At 49.2% G+C, this 18,072-nt stretch carries 19 protein-coding genes and 1 tRNA gene; 11 read left to right on the top strand and 9 right to left on the bottom strand.

Annotated elements, in window-relative coordinates:
- Positions 1 to 303 precede the first annotated feature (303 nt).
- From HPY71_00600 to HPY71_00575, 6 genes are all read left to right on the top strand, one after another.
- A complete protein-coding gene (locus HPY71_00600; protein ID NPV52008.1) occupies positions 304 to 939 on the top strand; it encodes a hypothetical protein in 636 nt (211 codons plus the stop codon).
- Between the two features lie 72 nt (positions 940 to 1,011).
- The gene (locus HPY71_00595; protein NPV52007.1) at positions 1,012 to 1,773 is read left to right on the top strand and encodes an AzlC family ABC transporter permease; all 762 of its coding nucleotides are present in this window, start codon (positions 1,012 to 1,014) and stop codon (positions 1,771 to 1,773) included.
- Positions 1,752 to 2,075 carry an AzlD domain-containing protein gene (locus tag HPY71_00590; protein NPV52006.1) on the top strand — a complete coding sequence of 108 codons (324 nt, stop codon included), beginning with the start codon at positions 1,752 to 1,754 and terminating at the stop codon, positions 2,073 to 2,075. The genes HPY71_00595 and HPY71_00590 overlap by 22 nt, the downstream gene beginning before the upstream one ends.
- Positions 2,076 to 2,322: 247 nt before the next feature.
- A complete protein-coding gene (locus HPY71_00585; GenBank protein NPV52005.1) occupies positions 2,323 to 2,802 on the top strand; it encodes an Rrf2 family transcriptional regulator in 480 nt (159 codons plus the stop codon).
- Between the two features lie 142 nt (positions 2,803 to 2,944).
- Positions 2,945 to 3,700 carry an ATP-binding cassette domain-containing protein gene (locus tag HPY71_00580; GenBank protein NPV52004.1) on the top strand — a complete coding sequence of 252 codons (756 nt, stop codon included), beginning with the start codon at positions 2,945 to 2,947 and terminating at the stop codon, positions 3,698 to 3,700.
- Positions 3,678 to 4,643, top strand: coding sequence for a SufD family Fe-S cluster assembly protein (locus tag HPY71_00575; protein NPV52003.1), 966 nt, complete (start codon positions 3,678 to 3,680; stop codon positions 4,641 to 4,643). Before HPY71_00580 ends, HPY71_00575 begins: the two co-directional genes overlap by 23 nt.
- Before the next feature lie 47 nt (positions 4,644 to 4,690).
- Here the strand turns inward: HPY71_00575 and HPY71_00570 are convergent, their stop codons facing one another.
- The 3 genes from HPY71_00570 to HPY71_00560 all read right to left on the bottom strand — a co-directional run bounded on the left by HPY71_00570 (position 4,691) and on the right by HPY71_00560 (position 8,068).
- Positions 4,691 to 5,866: an aminotransferase class I/II-fold pyridoxal phosphate-dependent enzyme gene (locus HPY71_00570; protein ID NPV52002.1), complete on the bottom strand. Its 1,176-nt coding sequence runs from the start codon at positions 5,864 to 5,866 to the stop codon at positions 4,691 to 4,693.
- A 110-nt stretch (positions 5,867 to 5,976) separates the two neighbouring features.
- Entirely contained in the window at positions 5,977 to 6,462 is a 486-nt protein-coding gene (locus HPY71_00565) for an Lrp/AsnC family transcriptional regulator (protein NPV52001.1), read from the bottom strand.
- A gap of 370 nt (positions 6,463 to 6,832) precedes the next feature.
- On the bottom strand, positions 6,833 to 8,068 hold the full coding sequence (locus HPY71_00560) for a transposase family protein (GenBank protein NPV52000.1): 1,236 nt from the start codon (positions 8,066 to 8,068) through the stop codon (positions 6,833 to 6,835).
- A gap of 171 nt (positions 8,069 to 8,239) precedes the next feature.
- Here HPY71_00560 and HPY71_00555 point away from each other — a divergent pair.
- From HPY71_00555 to HPY71_00535, 5 genes are all read left to right on the top strand, one after another.
- Positions 8,240 to 8,317: transfer RNA gene (locus HPY71_00555), tRNA-Arg, on the top strand.
- Between the two features lie 631 nt (positions 8,318 to 8,948).
- Positions 8,949 to 9,320, top strand: coding sequence for a hypothetical protein (locus HPY71_00550; protein NPV51999.1), 372 nt, complete (start codon positions 8,949 to 8,951; stop codon positions 9,318 to 9,320).
- Positions 9,320 to 10,189 carry a CBS domain-containing protein gene (locus HPY71_00545; GenBank protein NPV51998.1) on the top strand — a complete coding sequence of 290 codons (870 nt, stop codon included), beginning with the start codon at positions 9,320 to 9,322 and terminating at the stop codon, positions 10,187 to 10,189. The genes HPY71_00550 and HPY71_00545 overlap by 1 nt, the downstream gene beginning before the upstream one ends.
- Positions 10,190 to 10,213: 24 nt before the next feature.
- Positions 10,214 to 10,498, top strand: a complete 285-nt coding sequence (locus HPY71_00540; GenBank protein NPV51997.1) for a hypothetical protein — start codon at positions 10,214 to 10,216, stop codon at positions 10,496 to 10,498.
- 29 nt (positions 10,499 to 10,527) lie between these two features.
- The gene (locus HPY71_00535) at positions 10,528 to 10,833 is read left to right on the top strand and encodes a hypothetical protein (GenBank protein ID NPV51996.1); all 306 of its coding nucleotides are present in this window, start codon (positions 10,528 to 10,530) and stop codon (positions 10,831 to 10,833) included.
- Here the strand turns inward: HPY71_00535 and HPY71_00530 are convergent.
- From HPY71_00530 to HPY71_00505, 6 genes are all read right to left on the bottom strand, one after another.
- Complete coding sequence (locus HPY71_00530; GenBank protein ID NPV51995.1) at positions 10,805 to 11,875, bottom strand: ABC transporter permease; 1,071 nt, start codon at positions 11,873 to 11,875, stop codon at positions 10,805 to 10,807. The genes HPY71_00535 and HPY71_00530 overlap by 29 nt on opposite strands.
- Positions 11,876 to 11,910: 35 nt before the next feature.
- On the bottom strand, positions 11,911 to 12,912 hold the full coding sequence (locus HPY71_00525; protein ID NPV51994.1) for an ABC transporter permease: 1,002 nt from the start codon (positions 12,910 to 12,912) through the stop codon (positions 11,911 to 11,913).
- Between the two features lie 67 nt (positions 12,913 to 12,979).
- Positions 12,980 to 14,476: a sugar ABC transporter ATP-binding protein gene (locus tag HPY71_00520; GenBank protein ID NPV51993.1), complete on the bottom strand. Its 1,497-nt coding sequence runs from the start codon at positions 14,474 to 14,476 to the stop codon at positions 12,980 to 12,982.
- Between the two features lie 106 nt (positions 14,477 to 14,582).
- Positions 14,583 to 15,566: an autoinducer 2 ABC transporter substrate-binding protein gene (locus tag HPY71_00515; protein NPV51992.1), complete on the bottom strand. Its 984-nt coding sequence runs from the start codon at positions 15,564 to 15,566 to the stop codon at positions 14,583 to 14,585.
- Positions 15,567 to 15,775: 209 nt separating this feature from the next.
- Positions 15,776 to 16,285 carry a hypothetical protein gene (locus tag HPY71_00510; GenBank protein ID NPV51991.1) on the bottom strand — a complete coding sequence of 170 codons (510 nt, stop codon included), beginning with the start codon at positions 16,283 to 16,285 and terminating at the stop codon, positions 15,776 to 15,778.
- A 37-nt stretch (positions 16,286 to 16,322) separates the two neighbouring features.
- A complete protein-coding gene (locus tag HPY71_00505; protein NPV51990.1) occupies positions 16,323 to 17,915 on the bottom strand; it encodes a xylulose kinase in 1,593 nt (530 codons plus the stop codon).
- Positions 17,916 to 18,072: the final 157 nt, after the last annotated feature.

Raw genomic sequence — 18,072 nt, 5'->3', positions numbered from 1 at the left:
CGGGTCTGAGAGACATATTTACTATATCTCGCGGACCTTTTCCCAGTCAATAGAGTATCATATTTGTTTATCGCTTTTTCTAATATAGAGTTTCATCCATATTATTGCCAGCAGTCGAGTGGGGTTTACCCCAACAGTTTTGCTACCAGCCTACATTTGGGATGTACCGATCTCAGCGATCCTCAGGCCCTTAAGGATTAGTTCAAAATTGGTCTAAAGATTGGTTGCGTTATACCGAAATATATAAGTACGAGGCCAAGTAAAGCATAAAGAACACTGCGGACGGGGAGGTCAGGCGCGAAAATGAATCGAATTGTGGCTTTAATGGCGGGAGTGGTATGTTTACTAACCTTAATGCTGAGCGTTGCGAGTACGTGTCTTGCAATTCAGGGGTCCGATGACGCAGCTGGTACAGCAACTCATACATATGACGCTGTTTTCACCTCAAACATAATAACCGCTTTCCCGAACCTTAATCTTTCGGCCGAGGCTATTCAGAAACTTCGATCCACAGGCGCTGGCTGGGGCGAGATCACAATCGCCGCAAGCCTTGCGTCCGCTTCTGGCAAAACGCTGGATGAGGTTATGGCCATGGCTGACTCGGGGCTCGGCTGGGGTGAGATAGCGAAGATCCTTGGCGTGGAACCAAAGTCCCTCGGCCATGCGGTAAGTGAGGTCATTGGAAGTCCAAAAAAGGAATGGCAGAAAGGTCCCAAAAAGGATGAGAATATAGATGAGAATATAGATGAAGACAACAACAATGAGGCACAGGAGCAAGAGAATGTTAAGAATGACGAGGACGACAACGATAATGACCGCAACGATAATGATAATAAGGGTGGTCAGAAGCTAGAAGAGAAGCATGAGAGTCGCAAAGATAGCGGCAAGGATGCAGGCGCCGCCGGTCACGGCAAGAGCGGGAAAGGCCAGCATGATTAAGAAGGAGAAGCGCAATAAGAGAGATAAAAATCTCTTCCCTGGCCGGCCCGGATGCGGTAAAATTAAGTTGATATGAAGCTTGATACGAAGCCGTCAACGCTATCATCCACATCTACATCTGCAGTTCTAACTACCCTAACCAAGGCCGTCGCTGGTGGGTTCCTTTCAGGGGTCAAGATTGCCATCCCCATTATGCTGGGTTATGTTCCGATAGGATTCGCATATGGCGTACTGGCCCGTCAGGCAGGGTTATCTGTGATTCAGGCAACAGCCATGTCTCTCGCAGTATATGCGGGATCATCGCAGTTCATTGCCGTCGCAATGCTCACCTCTGGCGCCGGCGCGACCGCGATCGTCTCAACGACTTTTCTGGTGAATCTGCGGCACCTGCTTTTCAGCGCCTCCATGGTGCCCTATTTTCGTCGTTTTTCCATACCCGCCCTGGCGATTCTCTCATTTGGAATCACCGATGAGACTTATGCAGCGGGAATCGGCCAGTATTCACGCGAGAAGCCCCGGTTTTCTACGGTCCTGGGCTTGCACCTAGCATCTTACCTCTCGTGGGTGGTTGCCTCGCTAGTCGGGGCATCCGTTTCTTCCCTGGTCGGGAGTGCATCAGACCTGGGTCTTGATTTTGCACTCCCGGCGATGTTTATTGCTCTTCTCATTTCACAGCTAAAGAATAAGACTACTATCCTCGTAGCGGTGCTATCGGGGTTTATCTCGTTAGGCGTATCAATGCTTGGGTGGAACACCTTAAACGTAATCGTAGCCACAGTGATTAGCGCCACCCTGGGGGTGTTTTGGAACCTATGGACAAAACGACATTCCTAGTGGTACTTGCGGGGATGTTTGCAGCCACATATGTTCCCCGCGCTTTACCGCTGGTGGCCCTAAGCAGGGTGAAGATGCCTCAATGGGTTGTGGAGTGGCTGGAGTTTGTCCCCAGTGCTGTGCTTGCCGCGTTGCTAGCGCCAGGCCTCCTCATGCCCCACCGGCACATTGATCTAAGTCTACATAATGATTACCTCATAGCCGCTATCCCCACTATGCTGGTTGCCATAAGGACCAGGAGCCTCGCGCTGTCTGTTGCAGTTGGGGTGGGAATCATGGTCCTCTTGCAAAGGCTCTATTAATTTTTACGTTGACAGGGCCTGGCCGGAGTGATAAATTGATAGTGGTAGATATCTGAGTAAAATAGTCATATTTATCGGAACGGATTTAGTTTTATCCGAACGGATTCGGCGCTTGTTTTCAGCTATTTTAGTTATTTAGCTACTCCAGGATTTCCGGCGCCTGATACTGGCCATCCTGGCCAGGTACCGACCGATTGTAGGATTGTAGTCGGGCCCGTTGCCAGGCAGGGGTTTGGAGCGATACGATATGAGAATATCAACTCGAGGACAGTATGGCCTGCGCGCCATGTGCCGGCTTGTAGTATTGCAGCGAGCCGGGGACGGTGCGCCCGTATCCCTCCGCGATATAGCGGAGAAGGAGAATATATCTTCCCAATATCTCGAGCAGCTCTTCAGGGGTTTGCGTGGCGCCGGGCTCGTCGAGAGCGTGCGCGGGGCTAAGGGCGGCTACACGCTTGCGAGGCCACCAGAGGATATTTCCGTGGCCGACATTCTGAGGGCCGTTGAAGGCCCTATAGCCCCCGTGGAATGCGTTGGGAGTGATTGCGTGGATGAGTGCTGTGAGCGCAAGGATTATTGCATGACCAGGGAAGCGTGGGTTCGACTCCGCGACAGCATGGTCGAGACGCTCGATTCAATCAACCTCGCTGACCTGTGCAAGCCTGCCGAGTTAAGTGGCAGGCCCGGCGAATTAGGCGGAAAGGGCGAATCGGGCGCGAGGGAATGACAATGGAAATGACAATGTGCGTGGCAATAGAATGCGAATGAGAAGGCACGTGGTAGGTTGAGTAGATTGAGGTTAAGGTTGAGGCCGAGGCTAAGGGACGCGGGATCAAGGCTAAGGGATGCGGGATAGGGAGGGAGACCAGTTGCTGAAGCTGGAGAATATCACCGTCGCCACGAACAATGGAGAGGGAGAGGAACTCGAGATACTGGACAATGTCAATATAAGCTTCGAGACGGGCAAGATGTATGCGATAACCGGCCCCAACGGCGGGGGCAAGTCATCCCTGGCAAAGGTGATTATGGGCATCTACCAGCCAACCAGCGGCCGGCTGTATTTGGATGGCAGGGATATCACCGGCGCCAATATCACCGAACGCGCTTTGATGGGGATCGGTTACGCGTTTCAGAATCCCCCCAGGTTCAAGGGGCTCAAGGTGAAGGACCTTCTCGCCATCGCAGCATCAAACCGTGATCAAAGAAACATCGAAGGGCTGCTGAGGGTCGTGGGGCTCTGCCCGCGGGATTATATCGAGAGGGAGGCTGATGCCCGGCTATCGGGCGGGGAATTCAAACGCCTCGAGATAGCTATGCTCCTGGCTCGAAACCCGCGTTTTGTGATCTACGATGAGCCCGAGGCCGGCGTGGACCTGTGGACATTCGAACAGCTCCTCAGGGTCATTGCAGGGCGGCACAGGGCCAACGCATCATCAACCACGGTGGTCATAACACACAATGAGAAGTTCCTGAGGGCGGCCGACGAGATATTGCTTATGGCCGAAGGCGAGGTCAAGGAGCGGGGGAGCGTCGAGGCTATCTGGCCGATGATCGAGGATGATATCGCCTGTCGCTGGAGAACCACGTGCGGAGGGGAGCTGGATGAAGCTGAGTGCTATAGATAATATCAGAGAAGATAATGTCAGAGAGCTTGATACTATTGACGAGAAATTGCTTGAAACCATCGCGGACCTGCACGGGATCCCGCAGGGCGCATACAACATCCGCAAGAATGGCGATCTCCTGTCGCGCATGTCATCCGCCAATATCGAGATCGCTTCCAAGCAAGACAAGCCGGGCATAGATGTGATCGTGAAGCCCGGGACGAAGAACGAATCCGTCCACATCCCCGTTCTTGTGACCGCTTCGGGGATGCGCGATCTCGTCTATAACACATTCGATATCGGGGAGGGTGCCGATATCCTAATCGTAGCGGGTTGCGGCATACACAACCCGGGCGCAAGCGTCGCCCAGCACGACGGGATCCATGAATTCATCGTCAGGAAAGGCGCGCACATCCGCTACGTTGAAAAACACTACGGCCAGGGGGAGGGAACGGGAGGCCGTATCCTTAATCCCAAGACCATCATAACCCTGGAGGAAGGGGCCAGCGCCGAGATCGAGCTGGTCCAGATCCGGGGCATAGATAGCACAAACCGGGCGACTGAGGGCAGGGTCGGCCCCGGCGGGAAGCTCATAATAAGCGAGAGGCTCCTCACGCATGGCGCGCAGCGTGCAGATTCCATCATCACCGTCGAGCTGGCCGGGGATGATGCGAGCGCGGAGGTGCTGGCCCGGTCGGTGGCGCAGGATCGCTCGAAGCAGGTGTTCAAGGCCTCACTCATCGGGAAGGCGCGATCCCGGGGGCACGTGGCATGCGACTCCATCATCATGGATTCCGCGGAAATAGGCTCCCTGCCGGAGCTCCATGCCCTCCACCCCGAGGCAGAGCTCACCCATGAGGCGGCCATAGGCAAGATCGCCGGTGATCAGCTTATTAAACTCATGACAATGGGCTTGACCGAGAAGGAAGCCGTCGATACCATTCTCACGGGCTTTCTGAGCTAACAAACTAACACTTACCGAGCCAACATCCTCGGGCCCGAGGATGTTGGCTAGATCCTCCTGTGCCGCTCCACGAATCGAGCCATTCTTTCGAGGGCTATTAGTATATTATCCACGGAAGCCGCGTACGAGCAGCGGACATAGCCCTCCCCGCTCTGGCCGAAGGCGTTGCCCGGAACGACCGCTACCTTTTCCTCCTGAAGCAGCCGCTCAGCGAACTCCTCAGACGACATGCCCGTGACCGCTATCGAGGGAAAGGCATAGAATGCCCCTTTGGGCTCGAAGCAGGCCAGGCCTATCTCATTCAGCCCTCGCACAATCAGCCTCCTGCGCTCATCGTAGCGATTCTTCATGCGTTCCTTTTCATGGTCACCATGAAGGAGGGCCTCACGGGCGGCTTTTTGGGCAGTTATCGGCGCGCAGAGCGCAACGTACTGGTGTATTTTCACCATAGCCGCTATGATATCGCTGGGCCCGGCTGCGTAGCCGATGCGCCACCCAGTCATCGCATGCGCCTTGGAAAAGCCGTTCAAGACTATGGTTCTTTCCTGCATATCCGGGAAAGAGGCTATGCTTACATGCCTCCCTGAATATGTCAGCTCACCGTATATTTCATCGGATATGACGAGGAGGTCGTGCTTAGCTGCTATGCTGGCTATGCCCTCGAGGTTCTCATAACTCAGCGTAGCCCCCGTCGGGTTATTTGGATAGCACAGGAGAATAGCCTTGGTGCGCTCGGTTATGTGCGGTTCGAGATCGCGCGCTGTCAGCTGAAAACCATTCTGAACTGTGGTGGAGACGACGACCGGCACTCCCCCCGCCAGGACGGTGCATGGTTTATATGAGACATAACAGGGCTCCGGGATTATGACTTCATCGCCGGGCTCCAGAATGGCCCTCAGGGCGAGATCAACAGCCTCGCTGACACCGACGGTGACGAGTATCTCCCTTCGCGGGTCATACACGTTGCCGATGAAGTGCTCCAGGTAATCGGAGATCGCTTCGCGTAGCTCGAGGATGCCGTAGTTGGAGGTATACGACGTATAGCCCTGCTCGAGGGAATACATAGCCATGTCGCGTATATGCTGAGGCGTAACGAAATCGGGCTCGCCTACGCCCAGTGAAACTACACCCTTCATTTCGGCTACGAGATCGAAGAACCTCCTGATCCCCGAGGGTGGGAGCGACCTGACTACAGGCGAAATACGTTCCCTGGCGGGACGCATCTGAGTCACAAAATCGGGATCGCTTCCACTATCATTATCAAATGCATTATCATCAAATGGCTTGGCAGGCCCAACAGCAGACTTGAGGGTAGATTTAAGGGCGGCTACGTTCATGGTGATACCTCCAGGCGGTGATTTTGCTCGGGCTCCCCGATTATTACCCCGTTCTGCTTATATTTCTTCAGCACAAAGTGCGTTGCAGTACTCTGGACATGCTCAATGGTGGCGAGTTTTTCGGCCACAAAAAATGCAACCTCGCGCATGCTCTTACCCTCTATGACGACAGAGAGGTCATAGTCCCCTGATATCAAGAAAACGGACCTGACCTCCGGGAAGAGGTATATGCGTCTGGCCACATCGTCAAAGCCGACCTCGCGCTGGGGAGTAACCTTTACCTCTATGAGGGCGGTAACGATCTCCTCGCCTGATTTCTCCCAGTCGATCACGGCGTGGTACTTTATGATCACCCCTGAGTCCTCGAGCTCCTTGAGCGTAGCCTTGACCTCTTCCTCCGTAACACCTAACATCGTGGCAAGCTGTGCTGGGGTGTAGCGGTCGCTATCCTGCAAAATTTCGAGAAGTCGCTTTCGAAGCATTAGACTATCCTCCTACCCTCCCTGGCGACGCGGCCTTATTTACCATTTACCATACCTTAAGCGATTTTTATACCTATATTCTCACTTTCAGAGATATATGTCAAGTGAGGCCAGAGCCAGGGTGGGGGAGAAATCCCCGTTGCCTCACGTAAAAATATGCTTGAAAGGGGTATCGTTGCCTCACGGGAAAATGTGCTTATAGGTACCCCTGACTTCCGTACGAGGGAGGGCGAATAAGAGAAGGGTACCGCGGGGTACAACCAGAGCCGGTACCCCGCGAAGGCCTTTTCATGCTTAGTTCGCCACATTATCATGCATTCCTCCTCCATCATAAAATCCTGATGACCGTGTATCACTTCACTAGAGGCAGCTACAGGTATCGTGCCAGGGTTATTCCACTTGTACCATGCTCAGATCTTGCGTGACTCTGTTCTTTCGCGTTGCCCTCTAAGTTACGCATGCTCGATCGTAGTAATAGCCTTGTCAATGCTAGTATCTTACGTCGAAGGCTGGCAGGATTGAGGGCCTGATATTCACTTGCTAGATGCTCTTTGGCTTCCTGTGAGATGCATGGAGAAGCCATGACCCGCTGGTAAGGAGTCTTAGGAATGTCGTAATGCTTGGTGACCTTACTTCCCCTACGCTCCTTTCCGGTAAGCGTCATCACCGGCTGAAAGTAGTTGGTGTATAGGCGCATGACTTCGTATATCTCGTTTAAGAGACATACCTGGGCATCAGTATCATAACGCAAATACCCAACTGTCTTACGCACGGTAGTCCAGTTTTTCTGCTCCACATAGCAACTGTCGTTTTTCTTGTAGGCCCTTGACCTAGTGAATGTTATGCCGTTCTGGGTGCAAAACCTGACCATGTGGGCATTGATAAACTCAGAGCCGTTATCTGAGTCTATCCCCCTGATGGGGAAGGGAAACTTGGCGATGATGTGATTGAGAGCCATGAAGACCCACCTTTGCACCTTGTTCTTCACCGCGCGAGTTTCCGTCCATCTCGTTGCTACGTCTACCACATCAAGGGTCTGTGCATACTCCCCACAGGCATTCCCACCGTCATGGGCGACCAGATCTATCTCAACAAAACCAGTTTCAGCGCCATTCCATTCTGCAAAGGTCCTAACAGGGATATTATGCTTAAGTAATGTGCCAGGCTTTGTTCCAGATCGACCCTTAGTAGCCATCTGCCGCCGTTCTGGAGCCAGTCTCCTGTCGATGGTAGCTGGGCTCATGGATAGTAGCTTTTTTCTTGTATCATCACCAATTTGCAATTCACCGTAACGTTCGAGTATCGGGACTATCTCAGGCATAAACGGTGCCAAGCGCTTTCCTGAGATGCAGTTTAAGATAAGCCAGACCTTTCTTAAGGCCTGTATAACCAGTGGGCCATATAGCAGCCCGCGTTTCCTGTGAGGCTGCCGCAGTCGGCCAGGTTTGGGCGGTCTCTTAAGGACTCTAGCTGCGTGGGAGCGCGAGTATCCTGTAAGCTCTATGAGTTGGGTGATAATCTGGCTCCTTTCCTTCTTGCCGGCGGATTTGTACTTGGTCGCAAATTCCCGTATTACGGCCTGCTTTTCGCATAAAGCGAGCGGCATATGTTGTTCACCCTTTCCTAACAGGTACTCTAGGGTTCTAGACATTTGTCACTCACTCCTTTCATGCACATTTTTGATATGAGGCAACGAATCGATTTCAAGCACATTTTTGATGAGGCAATTCGAAATCTTGACATTTTGGGCCGGGCAGAGTATTATTATAGTTGCAGTGCGCCCGTAGCTCAGTTGGATTAGAGCACCAGACTACGGATCTGGTTGTCGGGGGTTCGAGTCCCTCCGGGCGCGCCAAAATAAAATCAAGAAATTAGAGAGCCGCTAACACCGCGCGCATACCTTTTCTTTTAATTCCCTTAGTTTGATATGCCATCTCAACTGATCTGCATAGGAAATGCGGTTTAGTCCGCTTGGCGATGGGACAACAAAGATGTGCAAATTCGCGGTACACCCCCATTCCTTCATATCAGGCCATCTTGGGCCTTAACTCCTTGATTACGTTAATAAGGTGCTCTCTCCCTTTCTACCAACACCATTATAAAAAATTCTACGTATCTCTCAAATTGAACAATTCTTTGATTTTACCTTCGATGGCTAAGCAATTGAAAGGTGGGCTCACAAGCCTGATTTGGATTACACCCTGTTTCCGTACCTTAACCAGATAGCGGAGAACTTTGATTCACGAAAGATTAAGTTGATCACCCATCTCGCGCTGTATCAACCCCTGGTTGTTGTAGTAGGTAGCATGTCAACGGTATATGTGATAAAATAAAAAAAAACTGGTTACGAAGGCGATATAGGGACTCGGGCTATCATTTGGAAGCGCGTTCTTCTTTTTAAACCTCAATTAGCTAGACATATAGTATAAATTGTTGAAGCGGTTAGGTTAAGCTTTGTTTAGATTCAAGAGGGAGGCGATTGATGTATGTCTTCCAAGACAGGATCCTATTTGCGTGGTTCGGAACCTCTCCGCAAAGCGGAGATGACCATAAGGTTGTCAGAATTCGAGATCCCACCCATGCAGGACGCCTTACTTGTAGGGAAAAAGGCCCCCATCGGGCCCGAAGCCGTGCGCAGGATGGTAGACGCCCTCTCCCCAGAACAGTATGAAATCATCAGGATCGAGCACCACGTGTTTGAAGCTGCCGTATTGAAAAGATCTCTTTTGAAGTTGTTACCGGCGGAGAAGCTCCTGCCCATCCTCTTGGAGGAATGTGAACGCGTATCTGATGAACAGGCGGTTGTAAAGGCTCAGGTGAATATCGTAATTCAGGTAAACCGGGCGGTGGATTTGTAATGCAGACCGTAGGAGAGATCATGACTAAAGAGCTTGTAACGGTTAAGCCTGAGGATTCAGTGGCACGAGTAGCCAATCTTATGGAGAGGACCAAAATCGGAGGGCTTCCGGTTGTAGAAGGCAGGCGGCTTGTGGGGATTATAACCTCACGCGATATAAGACGTTGTCATCCCAATCGGCTTATAGCGGATGCGATGACTAAGGAAGTGGTGACTATACCCCACACGTGCTCGCTTTGGGAGGCAAAGGAGCTAGTTGAGCGACACTGTATCGAGCGACTCGTGGTGGTGGATGGAGACTATCCGGTTGGGGTAGTGACGAAATCACTCCTTTACGCTGAGCTCGGAAAGTACATAGATGCTCTTACGGGACTGCATAAAGCAGAGTTTATCCAGCGGAAAGCCCTGGAACTTCTGCAGGATGGGAAGGAGATTGCAATTATCTTTTTGGATCTGGACAACTTCGGTGCAGTTGACAAGGAACTGGGGCATGTGGTGGGCGATGAGATCCTGTGCAGGGTGGCGAAGGTTTTGGGTAGCCTAGTTGAAGAGGGCTTCGATTATCTATTTCGGTACGCAGGTGATGAATTTGTAGTTGTAACCGTGAAATCTCTAGAAGAAGCCAGGAAGCTCGCCTTGCGAATGGTAAATGCGATTTCTGAAGAAAAATGGCCCCTTGGAATTAAAGTGGCAGCTTCTGCAGGTGTGGCCGGGGGTCGGCGGGCTTCTCCTCGGCAGGGAGATTTTGAGCCATATACAGTCAGCGATCTGATCAACATGTCAAGCCTGGCTTCGACCAGGGCAAAGAAGGAAGGGAGGCAAGTAGTGATAGCAGGAGAGATAGGGTTGAGAGAGGCGGGCTGCATATAACTTGTCCGAAAACGAACAGGCCCGTTGCTCTTGTATCGAGCTGCGGCCCTACAACCCCATTATGTAGAGGACCAGAGATCGGCTTTCATCGCCAATGCCATGGGAACGAAGCTCTTCCACATGCTCACCTTTTCCCATGAACTCCTGCAAAAGCTATACAATGTTCCAACCCCGCAGATGGACCTAAAGTTCATGGACGTGCCGCGGGAGTCGGTTTTGGGTAAAGTGCTTTTCGAAGCCGATTATGCACTGAAGGCTATCTGCACCAGCCCGGACCGGAGGTCAAGGATCGGGTACAAAAGCATCTAACGCAGCAGGAATTCCTGTACGAGCAGTCAGTGCGGAAAGGTGTAGCTGTGCCAGCTAGTACGGAAGCTGAAGTCAGGCGCTTTCTCATACCAGCCAAAGTTGAAATGCAGGTATCCCCATCATCCACGGTGATCGCGTTCGGGAACGCGCAAATCCGCATAGCAGGGGAACTCCTTAAATCAAGCGGCGCCGGGCGGGGTGCCGAGAACGTCATTCGCGATTTTATCCAGAGGTATTGCGAGTTTCTGACTGGTGAGCACGACAAGTATGCTAAGGTTTTCACCCAACTACACCGGTTGCGGGAGATCACTTTAGACCCTTGGTTATGCGCCTGAAACTGGATCTCCCAGTATTGCTATAATAATTAAGTACCATCACCGCAACTAGAACGGCCCCCCATACAAATTCCTTGAAGAAATTGCTAAAGTGCAACATATTGAAACCGCTTGACAGAAATTGGAGGCAAAGCATTGCTAACACTAACCCTGAAACTGTTCCGAAACCTCCACTCGGATTTACTCCTCCTAACACAACAACGAGTATAGCCTGCAAGACATATGAAGTACCGTAATCGGCTTTAGCAGAATTAGTCCGGGCAATCATAACAATGCCAGCCATGGCAGACAGAAATCCACTCAGGATGTAAGTCCTAATTAACATCTGGGTATTATTAATTCCCGAAAAAACCGCCGCAACCGGATTGCTCCCCATCATGTATAGCTTGCGCCCGAACGTCGTTTTATTTAACATAATCGCAAACAAGGCCGATAATATTACAAAAATGATCAAAGGCATAGGAAAAATCCAAATATTTCCGTTGCCGACAAACGAGAATTGATCGGGAAAACCATAAATGGCGCTTCCCCTTGTAATAACTATAGCAATACCCGTAAAAATCTGCATGCTCCCCAATGTCGCCAGGATCGGCGTGATACCGATCTTTGAAATACATAACCCATTCAGCAAACCACATACTACCCCCATGATAGCAGACACAATAATTGCCAATAATATAATTGTAGCGATAGCACTATTACCGAAGGCTCCGGTAACAGAGTCTGATGTCAAAATCAACGCAGCAATGATACCCGATAGATTTGCTATCCCAACCGCTGAAAGATCAATTCCCCCAGTAAGCATCGTGACCATCATTGCCATTGCTAGAATGCCCAACTCTGGAAACTGAAATGACATTGAAGTGAAGTTCCGTAGGGTAAGAAATAACTTTGGACTAAGAACACTCATCGATATGAAAATGATAACTGTAATTAATAATAGTCGTCTAAGATTACCATCCCTCCTTGTCAAACTGAATATGTTAAACTGCCCAGGCAAACAATTGTCTTTCAAGAGATTTCTCGCTAAATATTTATTCATGGGTAAGCAATCCCCTCTATGATAATAAATAAACTTCAGTGGACTTCTATTCCGAGCCGGCTAGTACTTCTATTAAATTTATAAGCTGGAAGCGCTGTCCCTATAAGAATTAGTAGCCCAATAACTGCCTTCTGCCAATAAGAGGGCACCCCAAGCAGGATCAGACTATTATTGACTAAAACAACTAAAAATACCCCTAATACTGTTCCCAATACCGTACCATGGCCACCCGTGATCTTTGTTCCTCCTAGTACAACAGCAGCTATGACGTTTAGCTCATTCCCTACAAGATCAAAGGGGTTAGCCACTCTTGCAAAAGAAGAATGGATTATTCCCGCTATACCACATAGGAAGCCGACGAAGCCATAGATAAAGAACTCGATCGTCCTTACATTAAATCCCGCCCTTTCCGCGGCGGTACGATCACCTCCAAGAGCGTAAATGCCTCTTCCTAGCATAGTATAATCAAGTAATAACCAGCAGAGGAAAACGATAGATATCAGTAGAATTATAGCGATAGGCAAACCCATAATTCCACCGTTTGGCGTGGTAGCCTTAAGAATGTAGGTTTTAGAAAACCCGATTAATCCGGATGGAAGGTCCTGAATTAAGGTAGTCCCTATAAAGGCTAGCAAGAAACCTCTATATATACTTTGTGTACCAAGGGTGACGATCAGTGTAGGAATCTTATAAAGAGAAATGAATATCGCATTGAATATCCCTAGCAATGTTCCGATACCCGCTGAAATCAAAAAGGCTAATAGGATCGTTCCTTGATAATTTAGCCCAACGAGAACCTTATTAGTGACATATAGGGAAAATACAGCAATGGCAGTAAATGATACATCAATTCCCCCGGAGACGATGACAATAAATACACCAATGGCAAATATACCCATTATAACGCTGTTCTTTAGGAGGTCGAATAAGTTGGCCACCGTGAAAAATGCCCTATTGGATATCCCGATTGCCAATGAAACTCCAATTATTACTAGAGCAACGAGGAATTCATTCTCCATGAAAGCCTTCTTTACCATTATAACTTCCCCCGTGTTTTCACCGCCGCAAACGGCCTCTCATTCACTACTATGTAGTCACATCCTTTTAAGCGTCGAGAAGTTTTTGAGCTAGTTCGTTTTCGTTAACGCTACTTGCCGGGAACTCCTCAATAATGCGGCCCTTCCGCATTAATAGAACACGATTGCAATTCTGCAGAATCTCAGGAATGTCGTCTGAGATTATTAGAATACTTATACCCTGGTCAGCTAGCTGTTTGATAATATTATAGATCGCCTCCTTTGAACCCACATCAACCCCAACTGTTGGGCTGTTTAGAATAAGAATCTGGGGCGTGGTTGCAAGCCATTTGGCTAAAAGTACACGCTGTTGGTTGCCACCAGATAGGGTTTTGACGGGTAGATATGTAGAACGAGTTGAGATCCTTAACTTTTCTATCCATTTATGGATTTCAATATCCACCCTTCTCTCATCAATAAGCTTTAGCCTTGTCATCAGCTTATGAAGAATACAGACAATGATGTTTCTACCAATTGGCTGCTCAAGAAAAAGACCTTGCGTTAGCCGGTCTTCAGGGACATAGGCAATTCCACTGTTTATTGCGTCCTGAACGTTTTTAATTCTCTGGAGTCTACCATTAACATAGATATCCCCGGCATCGGCGGGCTGCAATCCAAATAACGCCATTGCAACCTCTGTGCGCCCGGAACCAAGGAGACCAGTAATTCCGACGATTTCGCCTGGCCACAACTCAAATGAAACATCGGCGAACCGACCTTTACTAGTAAGACCCTGCACCCTCAGTACACTGCCTTCCCTTTCCCGATCTTTTTTATATTCGTATGCAACCTCCCTTATCTGACGCCCGGTCATAAAGTATATAAGCTTAATCCTATCAAAATCCTGAGCCGCTCCATCAGCAACTTTAGTTCCATTTCTCAAGACGCATATTCGATCAGCGATCTCCAACACTTCGTTTAGTTTATGACTAACAAATAACACTGATACACCTGTTGTTTTCAAATTCTTGATAACTCTAAAAAGAGACTCTACCTCCCGTCGGGTTAAAGTGCTTGTAGGTTCATCCATTATGATGAGCTTAGCGTTCTGTGTGAGGGCCCTTGCGATGGCAATTAATTGTTTATCTGCAACCGAGAGATTTTCTACCCTTGCGACTGGATCTAGTTCAACATCTATTCTTTGAATGGCATTTTCTGAGATTCTGTAGACTTCTTTCCAATTGACGAAATGCTTATTTAACTCCAGCTCATGGCTTAATGCGATATTTTCAGCTACTGTGAGGTTGGGGAATAGGGAAAAATCTTGATAGATAACCTGGATGCCTTCTCGAATCGAATCGATAGGACGCAATTGCCTATACGATTTCCCATTAATTATGACTTCTCCATGATCCGGAGTCACCACGCCCGCAATTACTTTAATGAGAGTTGATTTACCAGAACCGTTCTCCCCTATCAAGCATTGAACTTCGCCCCGGTTTATTGTAAGACTGACCCCTTTTAGGGCTTCAACTCCAGAAAATGATTTGCATATGTCTCTAACTAATAAGAATTGTTCACTCATAACTCCCCTTATCCTTCCCCACTTCCCGGGTGCCTCCCTGGAGGGTCGGGGTAGGCAGTTAGGACGCTCTGTTGGTTCTCATCTTAACTACCTACCCGTGACTTATCTAGAAATTATACTCATTCATATTATCTTTAGTCACGTCTATCCAGGCTTGACCGTATATAACCTTCCCGTTCACCTTGACTTTGTTATATCCCGGAATGCCGAGATCATAACCATTAGTTACCTTCTTGCCCTCCAATACCATCACCGCGAGTTTATTCATAGCATAGCCAGCATCCGCTGGATCCCAGAAACTAATTAAATCCACCGCACCGCTTTTCAGATATTGCCTACAAATGGATACTAAGCTCGTTCCGACCACGGTGATCTTATCTTGTAACCCCATCTCCTCTACGGCAAGCCCAGCTCCCGGAGCATCATTTGAAGAACTACCCTGGACACCTCTTAGATTTGGATATGCTTTAATCAGTTCTTTCATCCTCGCATTAGCATTCTGTTGGTCTTCAAATGATTCAACCTTTCCCGTTGCAAGTTTCATTTGAGGGTACATCTTCTTTTGGCGCTCTATTGCGGCGTCGACCCACTCGTTATGCGTTTTCGCAGTTAGCCCCCCTACGAAGACAGCATATTCCCCTTTCTTGCCCATACGTAAGGCTAGCTGATCCATTAGGTGAGCACCATACGCAGCATTATCAAATGCCTCAATATCATAATCGATGTTTTTCAAGTCGGAAGCCTCATGGCTAATAACAACAATCCCATTCTCTCGAGCTTTTTTTAAGACTGGCTCCAAAGCTTCTGTAGAAACAGGAACGACACAGATTGCATCGACGCGTTGAGCAATTAGATCTTCAATTACTTGTACTTGTAAAGCGGCATCTGCCTTTTGCGGGCCGACCTGAAAAGCTCGGTGTCCCGTATCCTTAGCAAATCTTTTAACACCCATTTCCATGCGATCAAACCACTGAACACCGCTAAGCTTAACGACGGTGGCGATGGTATATTTTTTCTCAGCTAATCCGACCTGAACCACAGAAATCGCTAGTAAAGCCACAATGATCAGGATTGAAATCGACTTCTTCATAAATAACACTCCTTTCTGAATCCAACTGTCGTATGGATAGAGATCTTCTCTCCTCTGAAATCGGTCCCTAAACCACCTCACTTCCAGTTGGTTATGGTCTATTAGACCCTAGGAATATGCTCGATCCGTGGCAGCCCAGTGCAACAGGCCTACATGTAAGATTATGTTAAAGAGGTGATCAATAAGGGCTACTTAAGCAGCAGAAGGCCCTATATGGTGGGGCGACGATAGTCACCCAAACTCAACGTAACCGGTTCGTCAAGTTGGACAACAATGCAATCGTTGGAATATGTCCAAGGCGGTAAAATGACTATCCCAACGGCGGGCTCTCTCCCAGCCACAAATGGAGCGTGATGCCATACATGCCGCTTTAGCCGCACCCACCAACCAGTAGGCAATCGAAATGCTCTCAGATCTCTTGCTGATGGCTCTTTCCTATCGGGCGCACCTACGAAGAAATAGACGTCTTGCGCGAAACCCCCGAATACTTCTTCCGTGTTTTCATGAATTTCAGCAAGGGTTATTTCGAAAGGCCTAGGTTCTATAACCAGTGAGCTTATTGCGATATAGTTTGAGGGAACAAACTGCTGAACGATTCTGTCAGGATAAAACTTAATTGGTCCGAGCTGATCTCCAAGGGCTGGACCACAGTCGCCAGGGTTAAAAAATGTACCAAACTCTTCGAACGAACGCTCAGTTAGTTCCTCCACCTTTATCATTTGATTAATCCCCCCTCGTAAAGGTAATTGATAACCCTCACTCTTGTGCGTTTTCCTTGGTCTTCGCCACATACCTTGTTACGCTATGCATTAAGCCTTTTAGCTGTAAATAGGTTTGGACATACTGCTCATAGAAAAACTGATATTCCTCGTGTCTTTGGGCATCGGGATAAACCGTTCGAACGACTGTCACCATTTTGTCGGCAGCTTCAGTTGTACTTGGATATATCCCAGCCGCTACCGCTGCGAGCACAGCAGAACCAAGTGAAGCAGCCTCTTGAACACGGGTCAAGTGAATTGGCACGTTAGCCACATCAGCATGTATCTGCAGCCAGAGTGGACTTTGTGTAGCGCCACCGCAAGCGTAAACCTCTCCAATTTCAAAACCTGCTGTCCTCCACGTAGAGAGAATGTGGTGTGTCCCGTAAGCCACCCCTTCCATGATCGCCCTGTATAGGTTGGCCGGTTTATGCTTCAAGCTTAAACCCCAGAATACCCCTCTGGCCTCAGGATCAACCCATGGGGTACGATTGCCTTGCCAATAATCGAGAACGATTATCCCTTCTGACCCCGGCGGAAGTTGAGCCGCTTGTTCATCGAGCATTCTATATACAGAAATCCCCGCTGCTCGGGCTTCGGCCTCCTGCGCGCCTAGGAAATTCTGACGAAACCACTTTAGGATAGAACCTGACGAAATCTGCCCACCCTCTACTACTGAATAACCCGGAATAGTCGCATCTGGAAAGGCCCCAAAAATACCCTTATGATGCGACTGTTCTCTTGTCAGGCCTAGCTGCATATGTGAAGAGCCAGTGATAAGGGCCAGTCGTCCCGGCTGAACTATGTTAAGGCCCAACGTGGCCACATAGGCATCAGCCCCGCCTTCTGCCACCGGGATACCCGCTTTCAACCCTAGTTCTTCGGCCACTTCAGGAAGCAGCTCACCTACAGGTTCGCCCATATTAAGAATAACTCCAGGGAACCTATCTAAGGCGTCGAGCAGACCAATCTCCTCATAAAAATCCTCAGGCCAGCCTCCTTCCCTCCGGTTATAATACCAGCGAACAGTGGTATTATTGATACTAGCAGTTATTCTGCCGGTCAAGCGATAGATCATCCAGTCAAGGTATTCAAAGATAGTATCAGCTTGTGTATAGATGTCTGGCTCATTCTCCTTGACCCACAGTACCTTACACGGCATCCATTCGGGCGATACACCAGTCCAGCCATTATACTTGAGTGCCTGGTTACCGGTGGCGGCTATCCTTTTTGCTTGCTCGGTTGCTCTGACGTCCATCCAGATTAAAGACGGTCTCAGAACTCTTTTGCGCTTTGAATCCATAAAGACGACGCTACAACAAGTGGTATCAAGACCCAGCGCAGCTATATCTTCAGCTTTTAGCCCGCTCTTGTTTATTGCTCCCCTTACAGCCCAAACCATGGCCCGCCACCAGTCATCTGGGCTTTGCTCTGCCCAGCCAGGCCTAGGGAAATTAACCGGATACTCACTCACATGAAAAATAACAAGCTGTCCGGTTACATCAAATATCGATGCTCGAACACTCTCAGTACCTGCATCAACCGCCAGAACGAAAGGCCTTTCGAAATTATGCAACCTGCTCCCTCCCATAAATCTCCCGAACCAGCATCATCCTCAACCGCTTTCGTCCAGAATCTTAATACCTCTCAACCTGGACCCCATAGGCGTCATATATTTGTATTATAGTGATTTGAGCACTCCCTGAGGGAATCACCTCCTAGCGGTTAACTAATGCCGTAACAGGTAG

It is taken from the genome of Bacillota bacterium (genome assembly GCA_013178125.1).
Taxonomy (GTDB): Bacteria; Bacillota; SHA-98; order Ch115; family JABLXJ01; genus JABLXL01.
The sequence above is the reverse complement of the archived record's forward strand: the minus strand, read 5'-3'. Positions and strand labels throughout refer to the sequence as shown.